Genomic DNA, 20,620 nt, shown 5'->3' on the forward strand with positions numbered 1-20,620 from the left:
TTCATACTTGGGCAACATCAGCCCTATGAAGTTTGAAATGAAGGCTGCATGACAGAGTAAAGTATCCTCCACTTTAGTGCAGCGGGTCCATTTTGAAGGCGGCATGATATAGTATCCTCAAATTTAGTGTAGCAGGTCCACTTCTTTAAATGTCGTCTTTTTTATCCAGCAGCATTTTTTTGCCTGTTACCATCGCGCGGATCAGATTTTCTCGTTTCCAGATCAGGTAAAACATCAGAGCTGCCAAATGCAGAACGACCATCGCCAACAAGATTTTAGAGTTAATCTCGTGAATGGCGTTGGCAAGCTGTACGATGTTTGACCCCACATAGCTTGATAGGGGGCCTGCGGAGAACAGATCGTCAGCTTCGGCAAATAATCCGGTTACGACCTGTAGCGCGAGAACTGCTAATAATCCGAGGACGGACAGAGAGCCAACCGGGCTGTGTCCTGGATAACCGCTGGGTTCACGGCTTTTCATTTCTGCCACATAGTCCAGTGTTGTCTGCGGCTTGTGAAACAGCGCGGATAGTCGGATGTATTTGGGGCCAATCAAGCCCCAGATGAGGCGAAACAGTACAAGGCCGCCCGTTGTATATCCCAGATAAAAATGCCAGGAAATGTTGGAAAAACTCAGGTTTTCGCCCAACCACCAGCCTGTACAGACGGAAATGACCAGAAGCCAGTGGAAGGCGCGTGTGGGCAGGTCCCACACACGCTTCCAGCTATATGACTTGTTGCGTGTCATGTGACTGACTTAGAACTTGTCGGCACGGAATTCATCGTGACACGCTTTACAGGCACCACCAAGGGGACCAACGTTGGCGCGCAGTGCGTCAAGACCGTTGCCTGCATTTGCAGCCAATGCATCAACAGCTTTTTTAAAGCCACCAATTTTGTCACCAATGGCTGGGTAGGTATCCCAGATTTTTTTCAACGCACGTGTTTTGCCCGGCATTTCTTCTTTGGATGTGCCCGGAATCCAGAGATGGCCATTGTCCAATACTGAAAGGGTCTTCAGGTTGTTTGCAGCTGTTGCAGCAACCTTGGCATCATATTCAATGTCGCCTTTTGCCATGCCAAACAAAGGACCAGCATTGCTTTTGACCAGTTGATAGTACCCCTGACGGGCCTTGATTTTGTCTTCTGCTGCTTTGTCAGCCAGTGCCGGGGCTGCTGCGCTTACGAGCAAACCGCCCAGAAGGGCCATTTTGATCATGCGTTTCATTTATAAACTCCGTCTTCCTAAAAAATATACCCGCAATTGTAATGTTAATAATTCATATAGCCACCCCTAAAATAGTCAGTTAGTATGTGCAATTATGCACAGGTTAAAATGGAGCGATTTGGAATTTGTCCTAGCGGTTGCCAAAGAAGGGTCAGCCGCAGGGGCCGCACGAATGCTTGGTGTTAACCATGCAACGGTGATCCGTCGTATCCAGAACTTTGAATCTCAATGGGACGAACCGATCTTTGAGCATCGCCGTGAAGGGTATCGATTAACTGAAGCTGGATCGGTTTTTCTGGATGCGGCACAATCAATAGATGAAATTTTAGAAGATTTAAAACGTAAGGCGACAGGTGGGCAGCAAAACCTCAGCGGCCATGTGCGAATCACCACAACCGATTCCCTGTTTCCTATTCTGGTGGAAGAGGTTCCTGTCTTACGGAAGGCCTATCCCGACATCACCCTTGATATCTCTATGACCAACAAGCGGCTGGATCTGTTTAACCGGGATGCGGATATCGCGCTGCGTCCGTCCCAACAACCGCCGCAGGATCTGATCGGGCGGCGGGTCGGGAAGCTGGAATTTGGCATTTATACAGCCTTGAGTGTGACGCAGAACCAGGATTTGAAGGAATTGCCCTGGCTAGGACTGGATGAACCGCTGGCATCTTCCAGTTTCGGGCGGTATTTTTCCAGTCTGATTGGCGATTTCAACATTGTTGCGCGTGCCGATAGTTTTGTGAGTTTAAAGACATTGGCAGAAGCCAAAGTCGGCAGTGTGTTTTTACCCCGCTATCTTGGGGATGACTCGGATATTTTGACACGGGTTTATGATGATTTTGTCGAATATGATGTGGACCTATGGCTTTTGACGCATCCGGATATCGTTCGTGCCCAACGGGTGCGGGTCTGTATGGATCATCTTTATAAAGCACTGAAGCGACACAGCTGGGGCGGCAAGGAAGGCACCTGAACGTGCGGGCCTTTTTGAGTGGTGAGGCGCTCAATACCCTGACATAAAAAAATGCCGGATCAGGTGATCGAGGGCACGACCTGATCCAGCACTGAAAGGGTAGCGAATACCCATAGGGAGATGTCTCTTCGCAATGAGTTCCCGAATGGCTCGCAAGAACCATCCATAAGAACTTTTATAGAGAAGAAAGCTGTCATTTACCTTTCATGGTCACCTGGAAAAATAAAACTATTTACTCTTGGTCTTTTTCAGTAGCAGCTTGATGACGATGGGAGTAATGAAGACGATAACGAATAGTCGGGCCGCATGATGGGTGGTTACAAAGGCGGGATCAATCCCCATAGATAGGGCCGCCAGTGCCATTTCCGCAAAACCTCCAGGTGACAGGGCCAACAACAGGGCGCTGAAAGATATTCCGGTCATAAGGGATATCAGATAGGCTGATAAGAAGGTTACGCTCAGCATCACCAGCGTCATCATGATGGCAAGTACCATGACTTTACCCACTTCTTTGACGGATGTGCCGTAAAAGCGTGTCCCCAATGAACTGCCGACAAGCAATTGAATGGCGATGGACAGCCAGGCGTGGGGTTCACTTGTGATCCAGCCAATTAGATGAATGATGCTACTGATGACCAGTGGGCCAATAATTTTGTTGGCCGGGACGTTTAGGATTTTGGCTATATAAGCCCCAATGGCACCGCTAGCGATCAAGAGAGCGATTTCAATCAGATTCCAGTTCTCGGCCGCGTCTGTTTGTTGAACCTCTTTCATATCAAACAGATAAGTCAGGGCGAAAGGAATGATCATCAAGACACAGGCGACACGGCAGGCATGGGTGAGGGTGAGTTTTTTAATGTCGGCGCCTGCTTCTTCGCCCAGCAATGTCATTTCAGAAAGGCCACCGGGTAATCCAGAAAAAAGCGCAGTGACCCCATCCATCTTCAGCACCTTACGACAATAAATCTGGGCAACTGCGGTGATGATGAAGACGTAGACCACAGCGGCTGTCAGGGTCGGCACCCATTCATGGATACGCACCAGAATATCCGGGGTAAAAGTGCTGCCGAGCATCAAGCCGATGATGATGGCAATATATCTGCGGATATTTTTGGAGACTTCGATCTGCGCCCCAGAAAGGCTGGCGATGATGGTGCCAGCAAGTGCACCCAACAGCCAGGGCAGGGGGAAATGCAACAGGTTAAAGACGCACCCGCCAAAACCGCCAATTACAAGGGCAAAGATAAACCGTGTCACATTGATCATTCTTATCTCCAATAGAAAAGAGGGAAAGTAGCTTTCCCTCTTTTCAAATTCCTTTCGTGGATCAATCGCCGTCGGCGACGCTGAGATCTCGTTTTGCCGCCAGGCGTTTGCGCCAGGCTGGTATGATAATCAAAAGCAGGCCAACAACCAAAAGGGACAATGTCATGGGGCGTTCCCACATGAAGCTGATGTCATCGGCGATATTGACCGCACGGGCGAAGTTGTTTTCCAGCATGCCACCCAGAATAAAGCCGATCAAGAGCGGCGCCAGTGGATAATCTGCGAAGCGCATGATGGTTGCCCCAATGCCAAGGCCCACAAGGATCAACAATTCGGTTGCATTATTCTGCCCGATATAGGCACCAACCATGGTGAAGAACAGAATGAACGGGATCAGATAGTTCCGCGGAACGGTCAGAAGTTTCGCGATATAAGGGATCAACGGCAGGTTCAGAATCAGCAGAACCACATTGCCCACATACATGGAAATAATCACAGCCCAGAAGATCGATGGGTTATCAACCATCAAACGCGGACCGGGGTTAACGTTCAGCGCAATCAATGCACCCAGCAGAATGGCGGTTGTGCCGGACCCTGGGATGCCAAGGGTCAGCAGGGGAACGAACGATCCTGTGCAGGCTGCGTTGTTTGCACTTTCCGGCGCAGCCAGGCCTTTGATAGAACCTTTGCCGAATTCTTCTTGTTCTTCGCCTTTGGCGATATTGCGTTCAACTGCATAGCCAAGGAAAGAGGCAATGGTTGCACCTGCGCCGGGCATCACACCGATCAGAAAACCTTGTAGGGATTGGCGACCGATTACCGGGGCAATCTTCTTGGCTTCATCCTTGGTGATGCGCAGGTTCTTGATCGCTGCGCCATCTTCGGAGTTATGCCCGCGTTTTGGATCAAGCACGAGATAAAGTGCTTCCGGCAGGGCGAAGAGTGCCATGGCGAGTGTTACAAAGCTGAAACCGGACTGGAGATCAGACAGACCCATGGTAAATCGCGGTGCGTTAAAAAGTGCTGATTCACCGACTGTTGCAAGCATCAGGCCAAGCACGGTCATCATAAGGGCTTTCGCGACTTTCCCTGACCCGGCAAAGGCGGCAATTGCTGAAAGACCAACAACCATCAGGGCGAAATATTCAGCGGAATGGAACAGCAGGGCAACAGTTGAAAGTGCTGGTGCAAAGCCTAACAGCATTAAAGCGCCGATGGTCCCGCCGGAAAAAGAAGCAATAGCTGCAATGGTCAAAGCTTTACCTGCCATGCCTTTGCGCGCCATGGGATAACCGTCAAAGGAGGTGGCAACGGTCCCAGCAACGCCAGGGGCGTTGATAAGGATGGAAGAGGTTGATCCCCCAAAGATCGCGCCATAATAAACACCTGCCAGCAAAATAAGCGCAGCAGATGGATCACCGATGGATATGGCAACCGGGATCATAATGGCGATGATAGACATGGGGCCAAGGCCGGGCAACATGCCGATCAAGGTCCCGATCAGGCAGCCAAAGACCACCAGCATTAAATTTTGTAATGAAAAGGCCGTTTCCAGGCCGAGCATAATACCTTCAAGCATGGTTTAATCCTCTACCTTCAAGAAATGAACCAGGGCAGTGGCTTCAGGAAAATGCCCAGCACTTCCTGAACCAGATACCAGATGCCGATTGTGCCGACGGCGGCAACCGAAATCATAATGTGAAGCTTGCGTTCACCCAAAATCCATCCGCAACCCACCAGAAAGAAGATGGTTGTCGGGATGAAACCCAAGGGGCGCAACAAAAGGGCATAGACGACCATGGCCGCCAGAATGGAACAGGCCTGACCGATTTTATATTCTTTCAGCTTGTTGAGATCGATATCGCTGGAAGCGCCTTCTTCTTCGTCGCTCTTTTTACCAAGCAGCAAGATAAGAGAGATCACAATCCCGATGACACTCAGGGCCGTTGGCAATGTATTTGGAAGGAACGCCATGTTGCGTTCAAACGGCAGCAGCGGGTAGGTATAAGAGGCATAACCATAAGCCAGCGAAAAGGCGAGAAAGAAAACGGCAATCCATTTATCCAAGGCCATGACTTTAACTCCTGAAATTCAGATAAAAAGAAGCCGAAGTCCTATGCGGGAGCAAAAGGCGGACTTCGGCTTGGCAAAGTTGGGGCTTAGAGGAAACCGAGTTTCTGCATCATGTCCTGAATGACGGCTTCTTGCTGGATCAGGAAGTCTTCAAACTTGTAACCAGGGTTATAGATGTTGACCCAGCCGTTTCGGGCACGCACTGCTTCCCATTCTGGGGTGTCATACATTTTCTTAAGCGCTGCGCGGTACATATCTGCTTTTTCTTTCGGCAGGCCCGGGGCAGCAAAGAAACCGCGCCAGTTTACAAATTCGGCATTAATGCCTTGTTCTTTCAATGTTGGGGCGTCCTTAAAGGCATCGTTACGTACGTTGCCTGTCATGCCAATAATGCGAACTTCACCTGCTTCGGCCAGGGCAACAGCTTCAGAGAAACCTGTGGAAAGGACCGCAATTTCACCGGACAGCAGACCCGCCATCGCTTTACCGCCAGCATCATAAGGGACGTATTTGATTTTGGTTGGATCAGCACCAGCGGCCTGCAGGGCCATGGCTGGGACCAAGTGGTCCATACTGCCCGGGGCGGAACCGCCACCGATGGCAACGCTGCGTGGCTTGTCTTTGTACGCTTTTACGACCTGGTTGAAGTCTGTGAATGGGCTGTCTTTTTTAACAACGAAAGCCGCATAGTCACCAATGGTACCTGCGATCAAAGTCAGGTCACGGAAGTTGTGAGGGAAGCGACCTGTCAGAGAACGAATGACGATAGGGGTAGAATTCACCATCAGGGTGTCATGCAGGGATGCTGCGTTTTCGATCATGTAACCGATGGCTTTACCGCCGCCACCGCCGGACATGTTTTCATAAGATGCTGTACCGACAATACCGGATTTGGTCAGGGCTTCACCTGTACCACGGGCTGTACCGTCCCAGCCACCACCGGCACCACCGGGGATGACGAAGTGCAGCTTGTCAATGTCAGCAGCTTGTGCTGGAGCTGCACCAACAGCAGCGCTCATGCCAATTGCGGCGAGACCTGCAAGGAAGGAACGACGGGAAAACTTAAACATTTAGGGTGCCTCCTGTAAGACTTTTAAATCAATGCATCACTTTGTTGTGGTGCGTTCATAATTTAAGGCTACCGATGGAAGCTGTCGTGAACCTGTCGCTGCAGTGCGAAATTGTTTATGGTTTTAAATTCAATGCTTTACGCCAGCGTTGCAGCATCGTTTTCTTTTTCATCTGATCCAGATAGACTAAGAGACCAGGGCTGACATTGATGGGGCGCAGGCTGCGGTTATCATCGTAAAGTTCTTTAAATTGCGCCGGGATATTCTGTACATCGGTATGGATGGCATTCAGTTGCGCTTTTTCTGACAACAGCTTTTGCCCGCGTTTGGAGAGAAGATATTCCAGGAACTGTTTCCCCATAGACGGAGACTGGGCTGTTTTTGGGATAAAGGCCAGTCGGGTAAAAACGGTGGTGTAATCTTCCGGCAGGATCACGCCCAGATCAGGATTATTTTGCAGGCGGGAAATGGCATAGGTGCCAAGGACGTTATAACCCAGCTTGAATTTCCCACTGGCAACGCCATCGATGATCTGAGAACTTTGTGAGAGCAGGGTGACATCGTTGTTGCCAAGGGCACGCACCAGATCCCATGTGGCGCTATATTGGCTGTCATCACGCGACAGGAACAGATATCCAAGGCCGCTTTTTTCAATGTCATAGGTCGCAAGGCTACCTTTTAGGCCGGCTGGCGAGTTTTCCAGAAAACGGATTAATTCGGCCCGATTGCGCGGTAAGGGGCGGTCTTTGAAATAAGGTTTATAATAGATGATGACGGCAGGTTCCAACGTAATGCCATAAGCCTCATCGCGCCAGGTCGCCCAGTTGGGAAGGTCAAACTCGGTTGTCAGGTTCACGCTTTGGGCGAAACCGTCATTGACCAATTTCATCTGCAAATCCATGGCGGAACTGATGGTGATATCAGCGCCTTGATCGATTTTATCTTCCTGCACCCGCTGAAAAACTTCCAGACTTTGTAGTTCATGATAGTTGATACTGATGCGCGGATAGAGGCTTTGGAAATCCAGCAGGACCTCACGCATGGCCGAATTATCAGTGGTGCTGTAAATCGTCAGTTTCTGTGGTTGCAAAGATGTATTTTCCGGTAAATCCTGATCGTTATCCTGTTTTATCTGTTCTGGATATAGGAATTCCAGGGCGACAACGGGATGTGCCGAGAAGAGGAAAACAGTGCAGAACAGGGCGATGAATGCAGGCATAAAGAATGTCCCGGATGGTAGGCGTGAAGATCAGTTTGAAAATAACATCTTCTTTAGCCGATAAAAACAAGATAGTCTTTTGACGTTATGAGAGTCCTTGTTGTTGAAGATAATATCGCGCTGGCCGATGGCATAGCGTCTGCACTTGCGCAGCTTGATCTGGCGGTCGATGTACTGGGCGACGGAGTGGAAGCAGATGAAGTTCTGCGCACCCAGGATTATGACGTTGTGGTGCTGGATTTAAACCTGCCGGGTTGTGACGGTCTGGAGGTTTTGCGCAATCTTCGGGCACGCCAAACCAATACACAGGTGCTGATCCTGACCGCACGTGATCAAATTGAAGATAGGGTGCAGGGACTTGATTTAGGCGCTGATGATTATCTCACCAAACCGTTTGAGCTGATTGAACTGGAAGCGCGTATTCGGGCTTTGTTGCGCCGGGTCAGTGGTCATAAGTCCCCGGTGGTACAGGTCGGGAAACTGCAATTCAATACAGTTTCACGCCTTGCACAGGTAGATGGGCAAGTGCTGGACCTTCCAAAACGGGAATTCTGCCTGCTGGAACTGTTTGTCGCCAAAATCGGGCAGGTGATCAGTAAAGAGCAGATCGCCGATGGGCTTGCCAATTTTGATGATGAGATCACGCCTAATGCGGTGGAACTTTACATCAGCCGCTTGCGCAAGAAACTGAAAGAAACAGGGCTGAATATTAAAACAGTGCGCGGACTTGGATATTTGCTGGAGAAACCGTGATGTTTGCCCGTATCTCCATCAAAAAACGACTGATGTTCCTGATGATGACCGGGCTTATGGCTATTTCTGCTATCATGTTTTTGGAAGCTCGCTCCAGTGCCAAGGTGGCTGCCAACGAAGCATATGATCGCGGGTTACTTGGCTCAGCGCTTGCGATTTCAGAACGGGTGTTGATTGTGGGCACGGAAATCGAAGTTGATATCCCATACGTGGCGCTGGAGATGCTGGTCAGTGAACATCAGGACCGGATTTATTATCAGGTGGAAACACAAGGTCAGCAGTTCTTGACGGGATATCGTGACCTGCCACATCCCCCTTTGGATCGCCGGGTTAAAGGAACAGCCCCTGTCTTTTATGACGCGATTTATAAGGGGGAAAATATCCGGGTTGGCATGGTGCAGGAATTTTTGTCCAGTCCACAGCTTTCAACGCGGGTTTTGGTCAAGGTGGCTGAAACCACCGATGCACGCGAAGCCCTGATTAATAAAATGATCCGCGAGGCCCTGTTTCGTCAATTTATCCTGATTGTGGTGGCTGCCGCGATTATGTGGTGGGGCATTTCCTGGGGCCTAAAGCCACTTGTTCGCCTGCAGGAAGCTTTGCATCGACGTAACCCCAATGATCTGCATCCGATCAAACATGACGTGCCAGAAGAGGTGTTGGACCTGATCGGAGCCATCAACAATATGATGGAGCGGCTGTCCGATAGTATTGTTTCCATGCGCCGCTTTACATCGAACGCTGCTCATCAGCTCAGAACCCCCTTGGCTGCCATTCAGACCCAGACCGAACTGGCACTAAAGACCAACGACATGGCGGAACTTCATGCCCGTATGACGCACTTGAAACATTCAACCCATCAGTCCAGCCGCCTGATCAATCAGTTGCTGAGCCTTGCCAAAGCCAGCCCGGATGCTTCCCAACTGACCATGACGACGCTTGACGTCGTCCCCTTATGCCGTGATCTTGCTGGACGGATGGTCCCTAAAGCGATGGAGAAGGGGATTGATCTGGGATTTGAGGCGTCAGAAGAAACAATTGAGGTCTCTGCCAATGCTGCTCTTTTAAGCGAGGCTATCAACAACCTGATCGATAACGCTTTAACCTATTGTCCGGCTGAAACGGTGGTGACGCTGCGTGCCACTATTCAGCAGGACTATGTGGGCATTGAAGTTGAAGATAACGGTCCCGGTATCGCCGAAGATCATATCCCGACAATCTTTGATCGCTTTGACCGCGCAGGTCGATCTGATGGGGAGGGGTGTGGATTGGGGTTGCCGATTGTGAAAGAAATTATTGAACGCCTTGGCGGCAGGATCGAGTTTACAAACAGATTAGCTGGTGGTGTGCGTGTTTGTTTAATGTTGCCCCATACTTCTTAGAAACGTGACGGGATAATCAGTTTTAACCATTCAATCGTATCCGGGGTCAAGGGTACTTTAATCGCCGGGGCTGTGTCATTTACTGCAAAGTTGATCCCTTTGATCAGTTCTGGAACCTCAGATTTCGATTTCAATTGTTCCAGGTTGGCGGCAACGTCGTCATCCAGTTTACTGATTTGATTGTCCGTTAACTCCAGCATTTCGGAAAGTTTTGGATTGTCGGTTAAAATGGACCATGATTTGGGATACCCCATCATTAAAACAATGCCGATCACCAGCTCACGCCAACGCTGCCCGCCAATTTCGGTGTTTTCAAAAGATTGTTCGGTTAGAACAAGGCTGTCCTGATACATGGAAATGGCATTGATGGTTCGTTTAATGTGTCGTGGATTGTTGGGAAGGTATTTGGCAACAGGCTGGAGGTGATGACGAATGGCTTGTTCAACTTCGTCTCTTTTGGTTGCCCGTCGAAGAATGACTTCTTCGCGCACGATGCGCTTGAGGTCTGCGCGGTCGTGGACCTGGGCTTCCAGGTCTTCGCCACTTTCTTCGATATCTTCATTGTTTTGGTTTTCTGATAAATCTTTACGCGCTTCTTCACGAAATTTTTCTTCAGATATCTCATTTGCGGGAAGGGATGTGGTTTTCCCCAACAGAATTTCGCGTACATAGTCATCCTGTGAATTGTCCATGCTGGGCAGGATATAGGACATTTGAATGGCCTTTTCTGCAAAGCGACCGCCAAACCGATATTCGCTTCCAATATCAATTTCGTTCATGTCGGCGTTACAGACTTCAAATGCTTTTTCGATCCATTGGCGATCACCCAGCACAAGGTAAACTACGCGCGGCGAGCGCAAAATGGTTTGCAGTCCACGGGTCAATTCGACGATGAATTCGGGTTGACACCGATCAATGTCATCAATGATAACCAGTACGGGGCGTTCAATGCTATCCATCAGCCCCGCAAAATGTTTTCGAAAACGGGCCAATGGATCACCTGAACCAAGTTTTACCCGTTCACCCAACATGGTGCGTCCGGGGGCGAGGGCATCGGCGATTATGGTTGTTCCTGCGGTAATAAATGCCCCTGTTCCTGTTAAAAAAGAGACGATCAAGCCAATACTTAGCGATGTGTTTAAACCAGCCTTATTTTTTACAGCTTCAAGTGCACCAACTTTCCACAAAATTGTGCCGATTATGAGAGAAATAAGGGTCACGGAAAGTTGAAAAAGGACTTTGCCATTCGTGAGGCGCCACCAGATTTCCTTGGCCCATAACTGAGCATGTGTGAGGCGTCGCTCCACAAAGTTGGTACTCTGGGTTTCATATGTGCCATCACTTTTCTGTATGACATGTGGCGTCCCCTCTTTTTTGATGGCCTTAAAACAGGCTTTGCGGATGTTTTGATAAAAACACCACCATGGTGGTTCGACATGCTGATGCAACCAGGCATTAAACGGTACAACAATCCAAGGCTGGCGTGCTTTCTCATGCCATTTATTCTCTCCGTCCAGTGTTTTCAGGTTGTTGGTTTCATGGGCGGCAGAAATAAACAGGCCGCTTAGGTCGTCCCGGTCCGGATAACGTTCATGCAGGAATTTGGGCCCGGTCTTTTTTGTCGTGCCAGCCTGTGCTTGCGGGTTCAAACTTAAAACGCTTGCAATCATATTGGCAAAGGTTGTTTTACCGCCGCCCCAGGGGGCATCAATATGGGCAACGAAACTTGTGCCATCAATCGTCGGTGTACGTTCCGGGAAAGGTTTTAATCCTTGTTCTGTGCACCAGACATCATGAAGTTTCCAGGCAAAGGAAAGGGCAAGGGGCGCACGGCTCAGGCTGTCATGATCAGTTTCCGCGTCATCGCGATGAAAGCTGATCTGATCTTCTTTATCTTTGGGCGGCACGATCTTGTCCCAGATGATGGGCGCTTTGTTTCGTTGGACAAGCAGGTCATTTACTTTCACAGCTTCAGCAGAAGGGAGCTTGAGGACGGAGCCTTGCCAGTTCTTGCGGGTAATGCCTGCAAATTTGATGACGTCGTCTCGGGGCAGGGGCGCATCTTCAAAGAAGTCCAGAACCCGTGTTTTGAAATGAAGGTCTCTGCCGCGTTTTCTTTTGGCTTCGGTCGAAACCACATAACCGACACCGACGATCCCGCCACGGTCATTCTTGTCCTTAACCGAGCGCCAATAGAGAATGGGGTCACCTTCTTCCATGGCGCCCCCCTGATTATTATTCCCAACTTTCCACCATATGGTTTTCCCTGTTTCCGTTTCTTTTGTGAAACTGCGAACTGAGTCCGTCGGTTTGTACTGGCAAAGCCAGACACGGGGGAGGATGTCTTCTGGGTTTACAGTTTCTTTAGTTTGGTTTTCTTTTAGGGCATCGGCTTTTTCTAGGTTTTTTGTGTTTTCTGTTTCTTTACTTTCAAACTCTTTCCGGGCGGCAAAGTCGGCAGCACCTTCAAAATGTAATCCATAACTAGATAATATATTGTTTGCCCTACTATCGTGTTCCCGAAGCAATGCTGCGATTGCATTTGCACCTGTAATCAAATTTTGGTTTGGGTATTGCCGATCAATTTGAATTCTTATGAGGAAATTACGATAAGAATCTGTTTTGGATAACTGATCTAACTGTTTTGAAACCCTATTATTGAATATGAGATTAAAGAACCCATCTATGTCCCTTTCAATGAATTCAGTATTTACTCCAAATGCTTTGAATAGATCGCGTGCATCAAGATCGTTGGTTAATGCGAGTAAGAGATGTTCCAGAGTAACAACGTCATGGCCGAATTTGGTCGCGAGAATTTCAGTAAATTCAATAGTGCTTTGTAAATTCTGAGAGAATTCTAGTTTTTCTACCTGCATGCGATCCCCGCCGAGTGTATATATTGCTCGTTGGAATACATCCTATCGTTTTTTTAAGTTGATGGAAAGCGCACAAAGATAAAGGGGAACGGTCAAGCCATTCCCCCTCATCATAAAACTAATTGATATGGCGCTTAATTCAGATAATCACTCGTCGTTCTTGGAACCGGGCGTTCGCCTGCCTGGAACGGATCGTTCTGTTTGGCGATGGCGATGACACGGCAGTCTTCGCATTTTTTCAGGTTATCCAGCATGTCCGGGTTCGCAAATTGCGGCAGGTTGGACAGTTTTTCCACCACACGGTCAACCGAGCTTTTAACGCCGAATTCTTTACCGCATTCAGGACAGACGGCAGGTTCATCTTCTTTCAGGATTTGCGGACTGGCAGCTGTGGCGGCCAGATTCAGCTGTGGGGTAAGGGTAATGGCTTTTTCCGGACAAGTCTTTTGACAGATGCCGCACTGAACGCAGTTTTGTTCCAGGAAGCTGAGGATCGGTTTGTCTGGATTAGCGCGAAGCGCTTGTGTTGGGCATGCACCGACACAGGACATACACATGGTGCAGGCATCATCAGTCACATTCACCTGACCGTAAGGCGCACCAGTAGCCAGTGGAATGACGGTGGCCTCGACGGTTGCCAGATTTTCAAAGATTTTACGGGTGCGCTGGCGCTTGTTGCCGATGGCCAGGCCTTCCATCGGATCAATCGCTTCGGCAAAGGACAGGTTCGCCAGTTGGTCTTCGATATAGTCTGGCATGACATGGTCGATGATGTGGAAACGCTGACTGTCCTGTCCAAAACCATCCAGCAGGGTTTTCGCCAGTTCAATCTGGTCTTTGGTTGTTTGTGCTGTCTGATATTCTGAAGACGGTGCAAGAACTGCCACACCTTTTGCCCCATAGGCAATTGCAGCCATAAAGAGGCCGTGATCCATGATGGAAACGCTGTTTAAGGCAAAGGGCAGGGCGTTCGCAGGCAGGCCCGCACCGGATTGGCCCAGCATGTTCAGGGCTTCTTCACCCGTCTTGCTGTCGTGAACCAGCAGGATTGCATCTTTCCCACCGGCTTTCAAATAAGTGCTGATCAGCATTTGTAGGCGACGGTGGATATGGTCAAGGGACGGCAGGGCGTAGGAAACCGCACCTGTTGGACAGACGGCAGAACAATCGCCGCAGCCTTCACAGATGTAAGGATCGATCTTAACCGCATTGCCAACCTCGAAGACGGCTGAGGCTGAACAGCTGTCCATACAGTTGGAACAGCCAACGATCTTGCTGCGGGCATGGGCACATTTGCTTTCATCCACCATGGCATAGCGTGGTTTGGCAAATTCACCCACCATGTCAGAAAGTTCAAACAGGGCTTTGAAAAGACCGGATTTATCGGTGGAGGCAATGCGAACATAACCGTCTATCTTCTGATTTTCCGGGAAGAACCGCTGCCCGTCTGACAGATCAAGGATCAGATCGAATTTTTCGTTGATGTTGTTCTGACTGTCGGTGAATTGCAGTCCGTCTTTGGAGGAAGGATTGATCGGGGCAAAATCATTAAAGGTGATGTCAAAAGCACCCAAATGACCGCCTGCGACATTTACACGGCCTTTGAAGATGGGCAGGTCAGATTGCGCCGGGGCATAAGCATGGCTGGCATCTGTTAGCACGACAACGGGGGACAGACGACCGCGTAACATGGCTGCAGCTTCCATTACCACGTCAGCTGCGCCATAAACCAGGACGGTGCCTTCTGATTTCAGCGGGACGCTTTCCACCATATTGGCGGGCAGGGTGGCTTCGGCGATCATGGCAGCGATTTTTGCATTAGCTTTCTTGCCATCCTTGCCCCATCCGGCTTTTTCCCGGATATCAACGTAGAAAACGTCCGGGGCCTCTTCGCCGAGCTCATCACGCAATTCTTCAAACAACGGGGCTTCGCGGCCACAGGCAACCATCAGGTCACCGTCTTTCAGCGCTTTCTGGAATTCAGGCTGTTGGGAGCGACAAAGTTGGGAAAAAACAAAAGGGGCTTCCTGATCAAAGGCATTTGCAATCGCCTTTGCATCAAATTCCATTGTGCCTTCGCAGTTACATAAAAGAACGCATTTGTTTTTCACTTCCATGGGGGGCTCCTCATATTAATTCATTGTTTGTTTTTATAGGGTGTTGGTCAAGCATTCGAGTTTTTTAAATTCATCTCCGACTAAAGATGGACTATGACATATAATAAAGATGAGGAAGAATTACAGCTTCCAAAAACGGTTGGTGGGAAGCATGCAAGTTTCAGAAACAATGCCCTTGGGCCTTTTGCTTGAGCGCAAAAAAATCGATCATCCCTGGCAGGAATATGCCTGGCATGTGTTTGATCTGTTGCCCGGTGCGCGTGACGATGCGGACTGGGAAGTGGTCAGCGAAGAAGAAGGGCGCACGGTTTATCTCGCACAGACCATGAATGTGGAACTCTATCAGCGTGAAACCGAAGGCTATAAAAACAATCTGGAAAGTGGCCAACCCACCATCTTTGTTGTCCTACGCCCTGGGGAAGAAGCCGAAGACCGCGATGTGGAACCGTTTTTGATGACCGCATGCCCCTATGAAGCCGCAGATTATCTGGAAAGCGGGGAAGAGATTGTGGAATCTGTTCCCATGCCGGATGGGGTGCGGATCTGGGTTGAAAATTTTGTGCGCGAACATCATGTGGAACAGAAGTTCAAGAAACGTAAATTACGCCGCCAACGCGACAATCTGGCACGTCGCCCGGCGGGAGGAAACGCATGAGCGCGCAAGGTTTTTTAAGCAGATGGTCACAGCGAAAGCAGGACGCCAAAACAGCTCCTGCACCTGAACCTGTTGTTGTTGCTGAAGAAGCGCCCGTTGAGAATATCCCCGTCGTTGCCAATGAAGAACCTGTTCAGGAAGAAGCATTGACGGTGGAACAGGAAGCCATGATTGCGGATCTGCCTGATGTCGAAACATTAACGCCTGAGTCCGATTTTTCTGCCTTTATGCAAACGGGCGTGCCGGAAGAGCTGAAACGTCTGGCGCTGCGCAAACTATGGCGATCCAACCCCATCTTTGCCAATCTGGATGGGTTGAATGACTATGACGAAGATTTCACCATCATCCAGCCCCTGGCCGAAGGGGTGGCGGAAGAGCTGCAAAAGCTGATGAAAGAAAACAGCCGCACCGAGCCTGTTGAGGAAGAAGAAACCGCTGAAGGTGAAGAAGAACAGCTTGAAGAAACCGCAGAGGCTGTGGATGATGACGACGATGAAGTCGGCGAGGGTGAGGACGAATAGTCCAATACTCGTTTTCTCTGTAACATAATTACGCTGATCTCCGACCATAGGGGGAGATCATTTTTTATCGGAACGTCTTATTCTGTATTGATCCAGTGTTCTAACTGGAATTTGGGAGGAAAAGAATGTCAGAAACGGTTGTTGCAACCTGCTCTCTTGGTGAAGAAGAACGCGCACGTGCGGGGATCTATGGGCTTATCGCCCGTTTGCTGTCCGCGCACCCCAATGCAGAATCGCTAAAAGAGATTGCCGAATTTCCGGCAGATGAGACACCGATAGGTTCAGCTCTGGGTGAGCTGGCAGAAGCGGCGTCAAAGACGTCTGAAACTGAAGCAGAAGATGAATACAACACTCTCTTCATCGGTGTGACCGAAGGCGAGCTGATCCCCTTTGCTTCCCATTACCTGACCGGTTTTCTAAATGATAAGCCCTTGGCGAACGTGCGCGACGACCTTAGTCGTCTGGGTATTGAACGCTCAGAAGAGATCAAGGAACCGGAAGACCATATCGCATTTCTGTTTGACGTCATGGTTGGTCTGATCACCAAGCAATTTGGTGCAGACGCTGGCGATGATGAAGAAGAGAAGTTTTTTGAAAACCATATCAGCCCCTGGGCTGAGAAGTTTTTCAGCGATTTGAAAAATGCAGAAAGTGCGAACTTTTATAAGCCGTTGGGTACATTGGGTTTGCGTTTTCTGGATGTTGAAACCAAGGGCTTTCGGATCGCATCATAATTGGTGATCGTCTGCCCCTTAAGTTTTAGGAGTCTAGGAATGGACCAAAAGGAAGGAAAGACTGACCTGGGTCGCCGTAACTTCCTGAAGGCTGCATCCGTCGGCGCTGCTGTCGGCACTGTTGCAGTTGTTTCAGGCGAAGCCAAGGCTGCTGCTTCTGTTGAAGAAGCAGGCACCAAGGGTGGTTATTCCAAAACCGATCATATCGCCAAATATTACGAATTGGCGAGTGTCTAATACACATTAGGGAGAAAACGATGCTGACAAAAGTCAACAGCGGGGTTGCGAATGGCCCCCGTCTGTCGAAAGCTTTGTCGGGCGTTATTGGGGAGGCGATTGATCGTCGAACCTTTTTCAAACGTACCGGTCTGACAGCTGCAGGTATTGCGGCTGCTTCGACAGTCTCTTTGGTTCGGGCAAAAAAAGCGCAAGCTGCCACGACCACTGCAGGCGACGTAAAGAAAGTAACTTCCGTTTGCACACACTGTTCTGTGGGCTGCGGGGTCATTGCTGAAGTTAAAAATGGTGTTTGGGTTGGACAGGAACCTGACTTTGACAGCCCGATCAATATGGGTGGTCACTGTGCAAAAGGTGCTTCTGTTCGTGAACACGCCATTGGTGAACGCCGCTTGAAATATCCAATGAAATTGGAAGGCGGCAAATGGAAGCGTATGTCCTGGAAAGATGCCATCAACGAAGTTGGTGATCGTCTTGGCAAAATCCGCCAGTCTGACGGTCCTGATTCCGTTTACTGGTTGGGCAGTGCGAAGCATAACAACGAACAAGCCTATCTCTTCCGTAAGTTTGCGGCCTTCTGGGGCACAAACAACGTAGACCACCAGGCGCGTATCTGTCACTCCACCACAGTTGCGGGTGTTGCAAACACCTGGGGCTATGGTGCGATGACCAACAGCTTCAATGATATCCACAACTCCAAGGCTGTCTTCCTGATCGGGTCCAACCCGGCAGAAGCACACCCGATTGCGGTTCATCATATCCTGCAAGCCAAGGAAAAGAACAACGCACCACTTATCGTTTGCGATCCGCGTTTCACACGTACAGCTGCACATGCCGATGAATACGTGCGTTTCCGTTCCGGTTCTGACGTTGCCCTGATCTGGGGTATTCTGTGGCATATCTTTGAAAACAAATGGGAAGATAAGCAGTTCATCCAGCAACGTGTCTACGGTATCGATGATATCCGCGCTGAAGTTGCCAAATGGACACCGGAAGAAACAGAACGTGTAACAGGCGTTCCCGGCAAACAGCTGGAACGTGTTGCGCGTATGATGGCGAAAAACCGTCCAGGCACTGTTGTCTGGTGTATGGGGGGTACCCAGCACACCAACGGTAACAACAACACACGTGCTTACTGTGTGATGCAACTGGTTCTGGGTAATATGGGTGTATCCGGCGGGGGTACAAACATCTTCCGTGGTCACGATAACGTACAGGGCGCAACTGATATGTGCGTTCTTTCTCACTCGCTGCCGGGCTATTACGGTCTGAAAGCAGGCTCGTGGAAACACTGGTGTCGTGTCTGGGATGTGGATTACAACTATGTCCTTGGTCGCTTTAAAACCAAGAAACTGATGGAGTCCAAAGGTATTCCTGTCTCGCGTTGGATTGATGGTGTTCTTGTCCCGAAAGACAAGATCGACCAGCCTGAAAACGTAAAAGGCATGATCTTCTGGGGCCATGCGCCAAACTCGCAAACTCGTCTGCCAGAGATGAAAAAGGCGATGGAACAACTGGATACAATGGTCATTGTTGATCCGTACCCAACTGTTTCTGCCGTTCTTTCTGATCGCACAGATGGCGTTTACCTGCTGCCGGCTGCGACACAGTTTGAGACTTACGGGTCTGTCACTGCGTCCAACCGTTCACTGCAGTGGCGTGAAAAAATTGTTGAGCCGCTTTTCGAAGCAAAAACAGATCATGAAATCATGTATCTCTTTGCCAAGAAGTTTGGTTTTGATGCTGAGATGTTTAAAAACATCAAGGTCAACAATGACGAGCCATTGATCGAAGATATCACCCGCGAATTCAACGGTGGTATGTGGACAATTGGTTATACTGGTCAGTCACCAGAACGTATCCGCAAGCACATGAAATATCGTCACACCTTCGACAAAACAACGTTGAAAGCTGTGGGCGGTCCATGTGATGGCGAAACATTCGGTCTGCCTTGGCCGTGTTGGGGTACACCAGAAATGGGTCACCCGGGCACACATATCCTTTATGATCCATCCAAGCCAGTTGCTGAAGGTGGCCTGAACTTCCGTGCCCGTTTCGGTGTGGAACATGATGGTAACAACATCCTGGCAGAAGGGTCTTACCCTGTTGGTTCTGAGATTAAGGATGGTTATCCTGAATTCACCATGGCTATGCTTAAGAAACTGGGCTGGGACAAGGATCTGACAGCAGAAGAACGTGCGGCGATTGAAAAGGTCGCTGGTGACAAGACCAACTGGAAAACTGACCTCTCAGGTGGTATCCAGCGTGTTGCCATCAAGCATGGTTGTTCACCGTTCGGGAACGCGAAAGCACGTGCCAAGGTCTGGACATTCCCGGATCCTGTGCCGCTGCATCGTGAGCCACTTTATGCACCTGATCGTGACCTTGTTAAGGACTATCCGACTTATAAGGATAAGCAGGCTTATCGTCTTCCAACCATGTATGAATCCATTCAGAAGAATGACTTCTCCAAAGACTTCCCGATTATTCTGACATCTGGTCGTCTGGTTGAATATGAAGGCGGTGGTGAGGAAACACGTTCCAACCCATGGCTGGCTGAACTGCAACAGGACATGTTTGCTGAAATTAACCCTTATGACGCCAACAACGCGAATATTCGCGCTGATGACATGATCTGGGTTCATTCACCCGAAGGCGGTAAAGTGCGCGTGAAAGCGTTGATCACTGAACGCGTCGGACGCGGTGTTGTCTTTATGCCATTCCACTTCGGTGGGGTGTTCCAGGGCAAAGACCTGCGTGGCAAATATCCAGAACATACCGATCCATATGTGGTTGGTGAATCTTCAAACACTTGTGGCACCTACGGCTACGACTCGGTTACCCAAATGCAGGAAACCAAAGTCACCTTGTGTCGAATTGAGAAGGCGTAAGGAGCTAAGCTATGGCAAGAATGAAGTTTCTTTGTGATACCGAACGCTGCACAGAGTGCAACGGCTGTGTCACAGCTTGTAAGAACGAGCATGAAGTTCCATGGGGCGTTAACCGTCGCCGCGTTGTAACACTCAACGATGGTGAACCGGGTGAGCGCAGTCTGTCGGTTTCATGTATGCACTGTTCAGACGCGCCTTGTATGGCCGTTTGTCCGGTGGATGCGTTCTATCAAACCAGCGATGGTATTGTTCTGCATTCAAAGGACATCTGTATCGGTTGTGGGTACTGTTTGTTCGCCTGCCCATTTGGCGCACCACAGTTTCCGCAGGACGGTTTCTTTGGCTCCCGAGGCAAAATGGACAAATGTACATTCTGCTCCGGTGGTCCGGAAGAAGATGGTTCTGTTGAAGAACACAAAAAGTATGGCGGCAACCGCATGAGTGAGGGCAAACTGCCACTATGTGCAGAAATGTGCTCCACGAAAGCATTGTTGGCAGGTGACGGCGACAAAGTTTCCGACATCTACCGCAATCGTGCTGCTGAGCGCGGCTTTGGCTCCGGTGCATGGGGCTGGGGTACTGCGTACGGTTTGAAAAACAAGGAAGGCTGATTTAGGCTGTCGGG

The 20,620-nt window shown here is 49.6% G+C and carries 18 protein-coding genes; 9 read left to right on the forward strand and 9 right to left on the reverse strand.

Features of this window, described 5'->3' with window-relative positions; translation table 11 throughout:
- Window positions 1-145: 145 nt before the first annotated feature.
- Both RYZ26_RS11465 and RYZ26_RS11470 read right to left on the reverse strand, forming a co-directional pair.
- Window positions 146-748, reverse strand: a complete 603-nt coding sequence (locus tag RYZ26_RS11465) for a cytochrome b/b6 domain-containing protein (protein WP_317683350.1) — start codon at window positions 746-748, stop codon at window positions 146-148.
- A gap of 9 nt (window positions 749-757) precedes the next feature.
- Complete coding sequence (locus RYZ26_RS11470; protein WP_317683351.1) at window positions 758-1,228, reverse strand: c-type cytochrome; 471 nt, start codon at window positions 1,226-1,228, stop codon at window positions 758-760.
- A gap of 118 nt (window positions 1,229-1,346) precedes the next feature.
- Between RYZ26_RS11470 and RYZ26_RS11475 the strand changes: the two genes are divergently transcribed.
- On the forward strand, window positions 1,347-2,201 hold the full coding sequence (locus RYZ26_RS11475; protein ID WP_317683352.1) for a LysR family transcriptional regulator: 855 nt from the start codon (window positions 1,347-1,349) through the stop codon (window positions 2,199-2,201).
- 228 nt (window positions 2,202-2,429) lie between these two features.
- Here the strand turns inward: RYZ26_RS11475 and RYZ26_RS11480 are convergent, their stop codons facing one another.
- The 5 genes from RYZ26_RS11480 to RYZ26_RS11500 form a co-directional block, all read right to left on the reverse strand.
- The gene (locus tag RYZ26_RS11480) at window positions 2,430-3,467 is read right to left on the reverse strand and encodes an AbrB family transcriptional regulator (protein WP_317683353.1); all 1,038 of its coding nucleotides are present in this window, start codon (window positions 3,465-3,467) and stop codon (window positions 2,430-2,432) included.
- A gap of 61 nt (window positions 3,468-3,528) precedes the next feature.
- Window positions 3,529-5,046: a tripartite tricarboxylate transporter permease gene (locus RYZ26_RS11485; RefSeq protein ID WP_317683354.1), complete on the reverse strand. Its 1,518-nt coding sequence runs from the start codon at window positions 5,044-5,046 to the stop codon at window positions 3,529-3,531.
- Between the two features lie 17 nt (window positions 5,047-5,063).
- Window positions 5,064-5,540, reverse strand: a complete 477-nt coding sequence (locus RYZ26_RS11490; RefSeq protein ID WP_317683355.1) for a tripartite tricarboxylate transporter TctB family protein — start codon at window positions 5,538-5,540, stop codon at window positions 5,064-5,066.
- An 86-nt stretch (window positions 5,541-5,626) separates the two neighbouring features.
- Window positions 5,627-6,610 carry a Bug family tripartite tricarboxylate transporter substrate binding protein gene (locus RYZ26_RS11495; RefSeq protein WP_317683356.1) on the reverse strand — a complete coding sequence of 328 codons (984 nt, stop codon included), beginning with the start codon at window positions 6,608-6,610 and terminating at the stop codon, window positions 5,627-5,629.
- 115 nt (window positions 6,611-6,725) lie between these two features.
- Window positions 6,726-7,829 (reverse strand): ABC transporter substrate-binding protein, encoded by a 1,104-nt coding sequence (locus RYZ26_RS11500; protein ID WP_317683357.1) that lies wholly within the window; start codon window positions 7,827-7,829, stop codon window positions 6,726-6,728.
- 87 nt (window positions 7,830-7,916) lie between these two features.
- Here RYZ26_RS11500 and RYZ26_RS11505 point away from each other — a divergent pair, with 87 nt between their 5' ends.
- Both RYZ26_RS11505 and RYZ26_RS11510 read left to right on the forward strand, forming a co-directional pair.
- A complete protein-coding gene (locus tag RYZ26_RS11505) occupies window positions 7,917-8,582 on the forward strand; it encodes a response regulator transcription factor (protein ID WP_317683358.1) in 666 nt (221 codons plus the stop codon).
- Window positions 8,582-9,964: a sensor histidine kinase gene (locus RYZ26_RS11510; RefSeq protein WP_317683359.1), complete on the forward strand. Its 1,383-nt coding sequence runs from the start codon at window positions 8,582-8,584 to the stop codon at window positions 9,962-9,964. The genes RYZ26_RS11505 and RYZ26_RS11510 overlap by 1 nt, the downstream gene beginning before the upstream one ends.
- Here the strand turns inward: RYZ26_RS11510 and RYZ26_RS11515 are convergent.
- Both RYZ26_RS11515 and RYZ26_RS11520 read right to left on the reverse strand, forming a co-directional pair.
- Window positions 9,961-12,840, reverse strand: coding sequence for a P-loop NTPase fold protein (locus RYZ26_RS11515; RefSeq protein ID WP_317683360.1), 2,880 nt, complete (start codon window positions 12,838-12,840; stop codon window positions 9,961-9,963). The two genes, RYZ26_RS11510 and RYZ26_RS11515, sit on opposite strands and share 4 nt — an antisense overlap.
- A gap of 134 nt (window positions 12,841-12,974) precedes the next feature.
- Window positions 12,975-14,957, reverse strand: a complete 1,983-nt coding sequence (locus RYZ26_RS11520) for a 4Fe-4S dicluster domain-containing protein (RefSeq protein WP_317683361.1) — start codon at window positions 14,955-14,957, stop codon at window positions 12,975-12,977.
- A 151-nt stretch (window positions 14,958-15,108) separates the two neighbouring features.
- Here RYZ26_RS11520 and RYZ26_RS11525 point away from each other — a divergent pair, with 151 nt between their 5' ends.
- The 6 genes from RYZ26_RS11525 to fdh3B all read left to right on the forward strand — a co-directional run bounded on the left by RYZ26_RS11525 (window position 15,109) and on the right by fdh3B (window position 20,606).
- Window positions 15,109-15,612, forward strand: coding sequence for a DUF3305 domain-containing protein (locus RYZ26_RS11525; RefSeq protein ID WP_317683362.1), 504 nt, complete (start codon window positions 15,109-15,111; stop codon window positions 15,610-15,612).
- Window positions 15,609-16,133, forward strand: coding sequence for a DUF3306 domain-containing protein (locus RYZ26_RS11530; RefSeq protein WP_317683363.1), 525 nt, complete (start codon window positions 15,609-15,611; stop codon window positions 16,131-16,133). The genes RYZ26_RS11525 and RYZ26_RS11530 overlap by 4 nt, the downstream gene beginning before the upstream one ends.
- Window positions 16,134-16,258: 125 nt before the next feature.
- Entirely contained in the window at window positions 16,259-16,867 is a 609-nt protein-coding gene (locus RYZ26_RS11535) for a TorD/DmsD family molecular chaperone (protein WP_317683364.1), read from the forward strand.
- A gap of 39 nt (window positions 16,868-16,906) precedes the next feature.
- Entirely contained in the window at window positions 16,907-17,104 is a 198-nt protein-coding gene (locus RYZ26_RS11540) for a twin-arginine translocation signal domain-containing protein (protein WP_317683365.1), read from the forward strand.
- A 20-nt stretch (window positions 17,105-17,124) separates the two neighbouring features.
- The gene (locus RYZ26_RS11545) at window positions 17,125-19,995 is read left to right on the forward strand and encodes a formate dehydrogenase subunit alpha (protein ID WP_317683366.1); all 2,871 of its coding nucleotides are present in this window, start codon (window positions 17,125-17,127) and stop codon (window positions 19,993-19,995) included.
- An 11-nt stretch (window positions 19,996-20,006) separates the two neighbouring features.
- Window positions 20,007-20,606: a formate dehydrogenase FDH3 subunit beta gene (gene fdh3B, locus RYZ26_RS11550; RefSeq protein WP_317683367.1), complete on the forward strand. Its 600-nt coding sequence runs from the start codon at window positions 20,007-20,009 to the stop codon at window positions 20,604-20,606.
- The last annotated feature ends 14 nt before the right edge of the window (window positions 20,607-20,620 follow it).

Origin of the sequence: Terasakiella sediminum, from assembly GCF_033100395.1 — a bacterium.
Classification (GTDB): Bacteria; Pseudomonadota; Alphaproteobacteria; order Rhodospirillales; family Terasakiellaceae; genus Terasakiella.

Bases quoted from the DNA above. Each gene is read 5' to 3' on its own strand.
- RYZ26_RS11500 (WP_317683357.1), bottom strand. From the start codon at position 7,829: ATGCCTGCATTCATCGCCCTGTTCTGCACTGTTTTCCTCTTCTCGGCA.
- fdh3B (WP_317683367.1), top strand. From the start codon at position 20,007: ATGGCAAGAATGAAGTTTCTTTGTGATACCGAACGCTGCACAGAGTGC.
- RYZ26_RS11480 (WP_317683353.1), bottom strand. From the start codon at position 3,467: ATGATCAATGTGACACGGTTTATCTTTGCCCTTGTAATTGGCGGTTTT.
- RYZ26_RS11545 (WP_317683366.1), top strand. From the start codon at position 17,125: ATGCTGACAAAAGTCAACAGCGGGGTTGCGAATGGCCCCCGTCTGTCG.
- RYZ26_RS11510 (WP_317683359.1), top strand. From the start codon at position 8,582: ATGTTTGCCCGTATCTCCATCAAAAAACGACTGATGTTCCTGATGATG.
- RYZ26_RS11535 (WP_317683364.1), top strand. From the start codon at position 16,259: ATGTCAGAAACGGTTGTTGCAACCTGCTCTCTTGGTGAAGAAGAACGC.
- RYZ26_RS11520 (WP_317683361.1), bottom strand. From the start codon at position 14,957: ATGGAAGTGAAAAACAAATGCGTTCTTTTATGTAACTGCGAAGGCACA.
- RYZ26_RS11495 (WP_317683356.1), bottom strand. From the start codon at position 6,610: ATGTTTAAGTTTTCCCGTCGTTCCTTCCTTGCAGGTCTCGCCGCAATT.
- RYZ26_RS11515 (WP_317683360.1), bottom strand. From the start codon at position 12,840: ATGCAGGTAGAAAAACTAGAATTCTCTCAGAATTTACAAAGCACTATT.
- RYZ26_RS11505 (WP_317683358.1), top strand. From the start codon at position 7,917: ATGAGAGTCCTTGTTGTTGAAGATAATATCGCGCTGGCCGATGGCATA.
- RYZ26_RS11525 (WP_317683362.1), top strand. From the start codon at position 15,109: ATGCAAGTTTCAGAAACAATGCCCTTGGGCCTTTTGCTTGAGCGCAAA.
- RYZ26_RS11470 (WP_317683351.1), bottom strand. From the start codon at position 1,228: ATGAAACGCATGATCAAAATGGCCCTTCTGGGCGGTTTGCTCGTAAGC.
- RYZ26_RS11465 (WP_317683350.1), bottom strand. From the start codon at position 748: ATGACACGCAACAAGTCATATAGCTGGAAGCGTGTGTGGGACCTGCCC.
- RYZ26_RS11540 (WP_317683365.1), top strand. From the start codon at position 16,907: ATGGACCAAAAGGAAGGAAAGACTGACCTGGGTCGCCGTAACTTCCTG.
- RYZ26_RS11490 (WP_317683355.1), bottom strand. From the start codon at position 5,540: ATGGCCTTGGATAAATGGATTGCCGTTTTCTTTCTCGCCTTTTCGCTG.
- RYZ26_RS11485 (WP_317683354.1), bottom strand. From the start codon at position 5,046: ATGCTTGAAGGTATTATGCTCGGCCTGGAAACGGCCTTTTCATTACAA.
- RYZ26_RS11530 (WP_317683363.1), top strand. From the start codon at position 15,609: ATGAGCGCGCAAGGTTTTTTAAGCAGATGGTCACAGCGAAAGCAGGAC.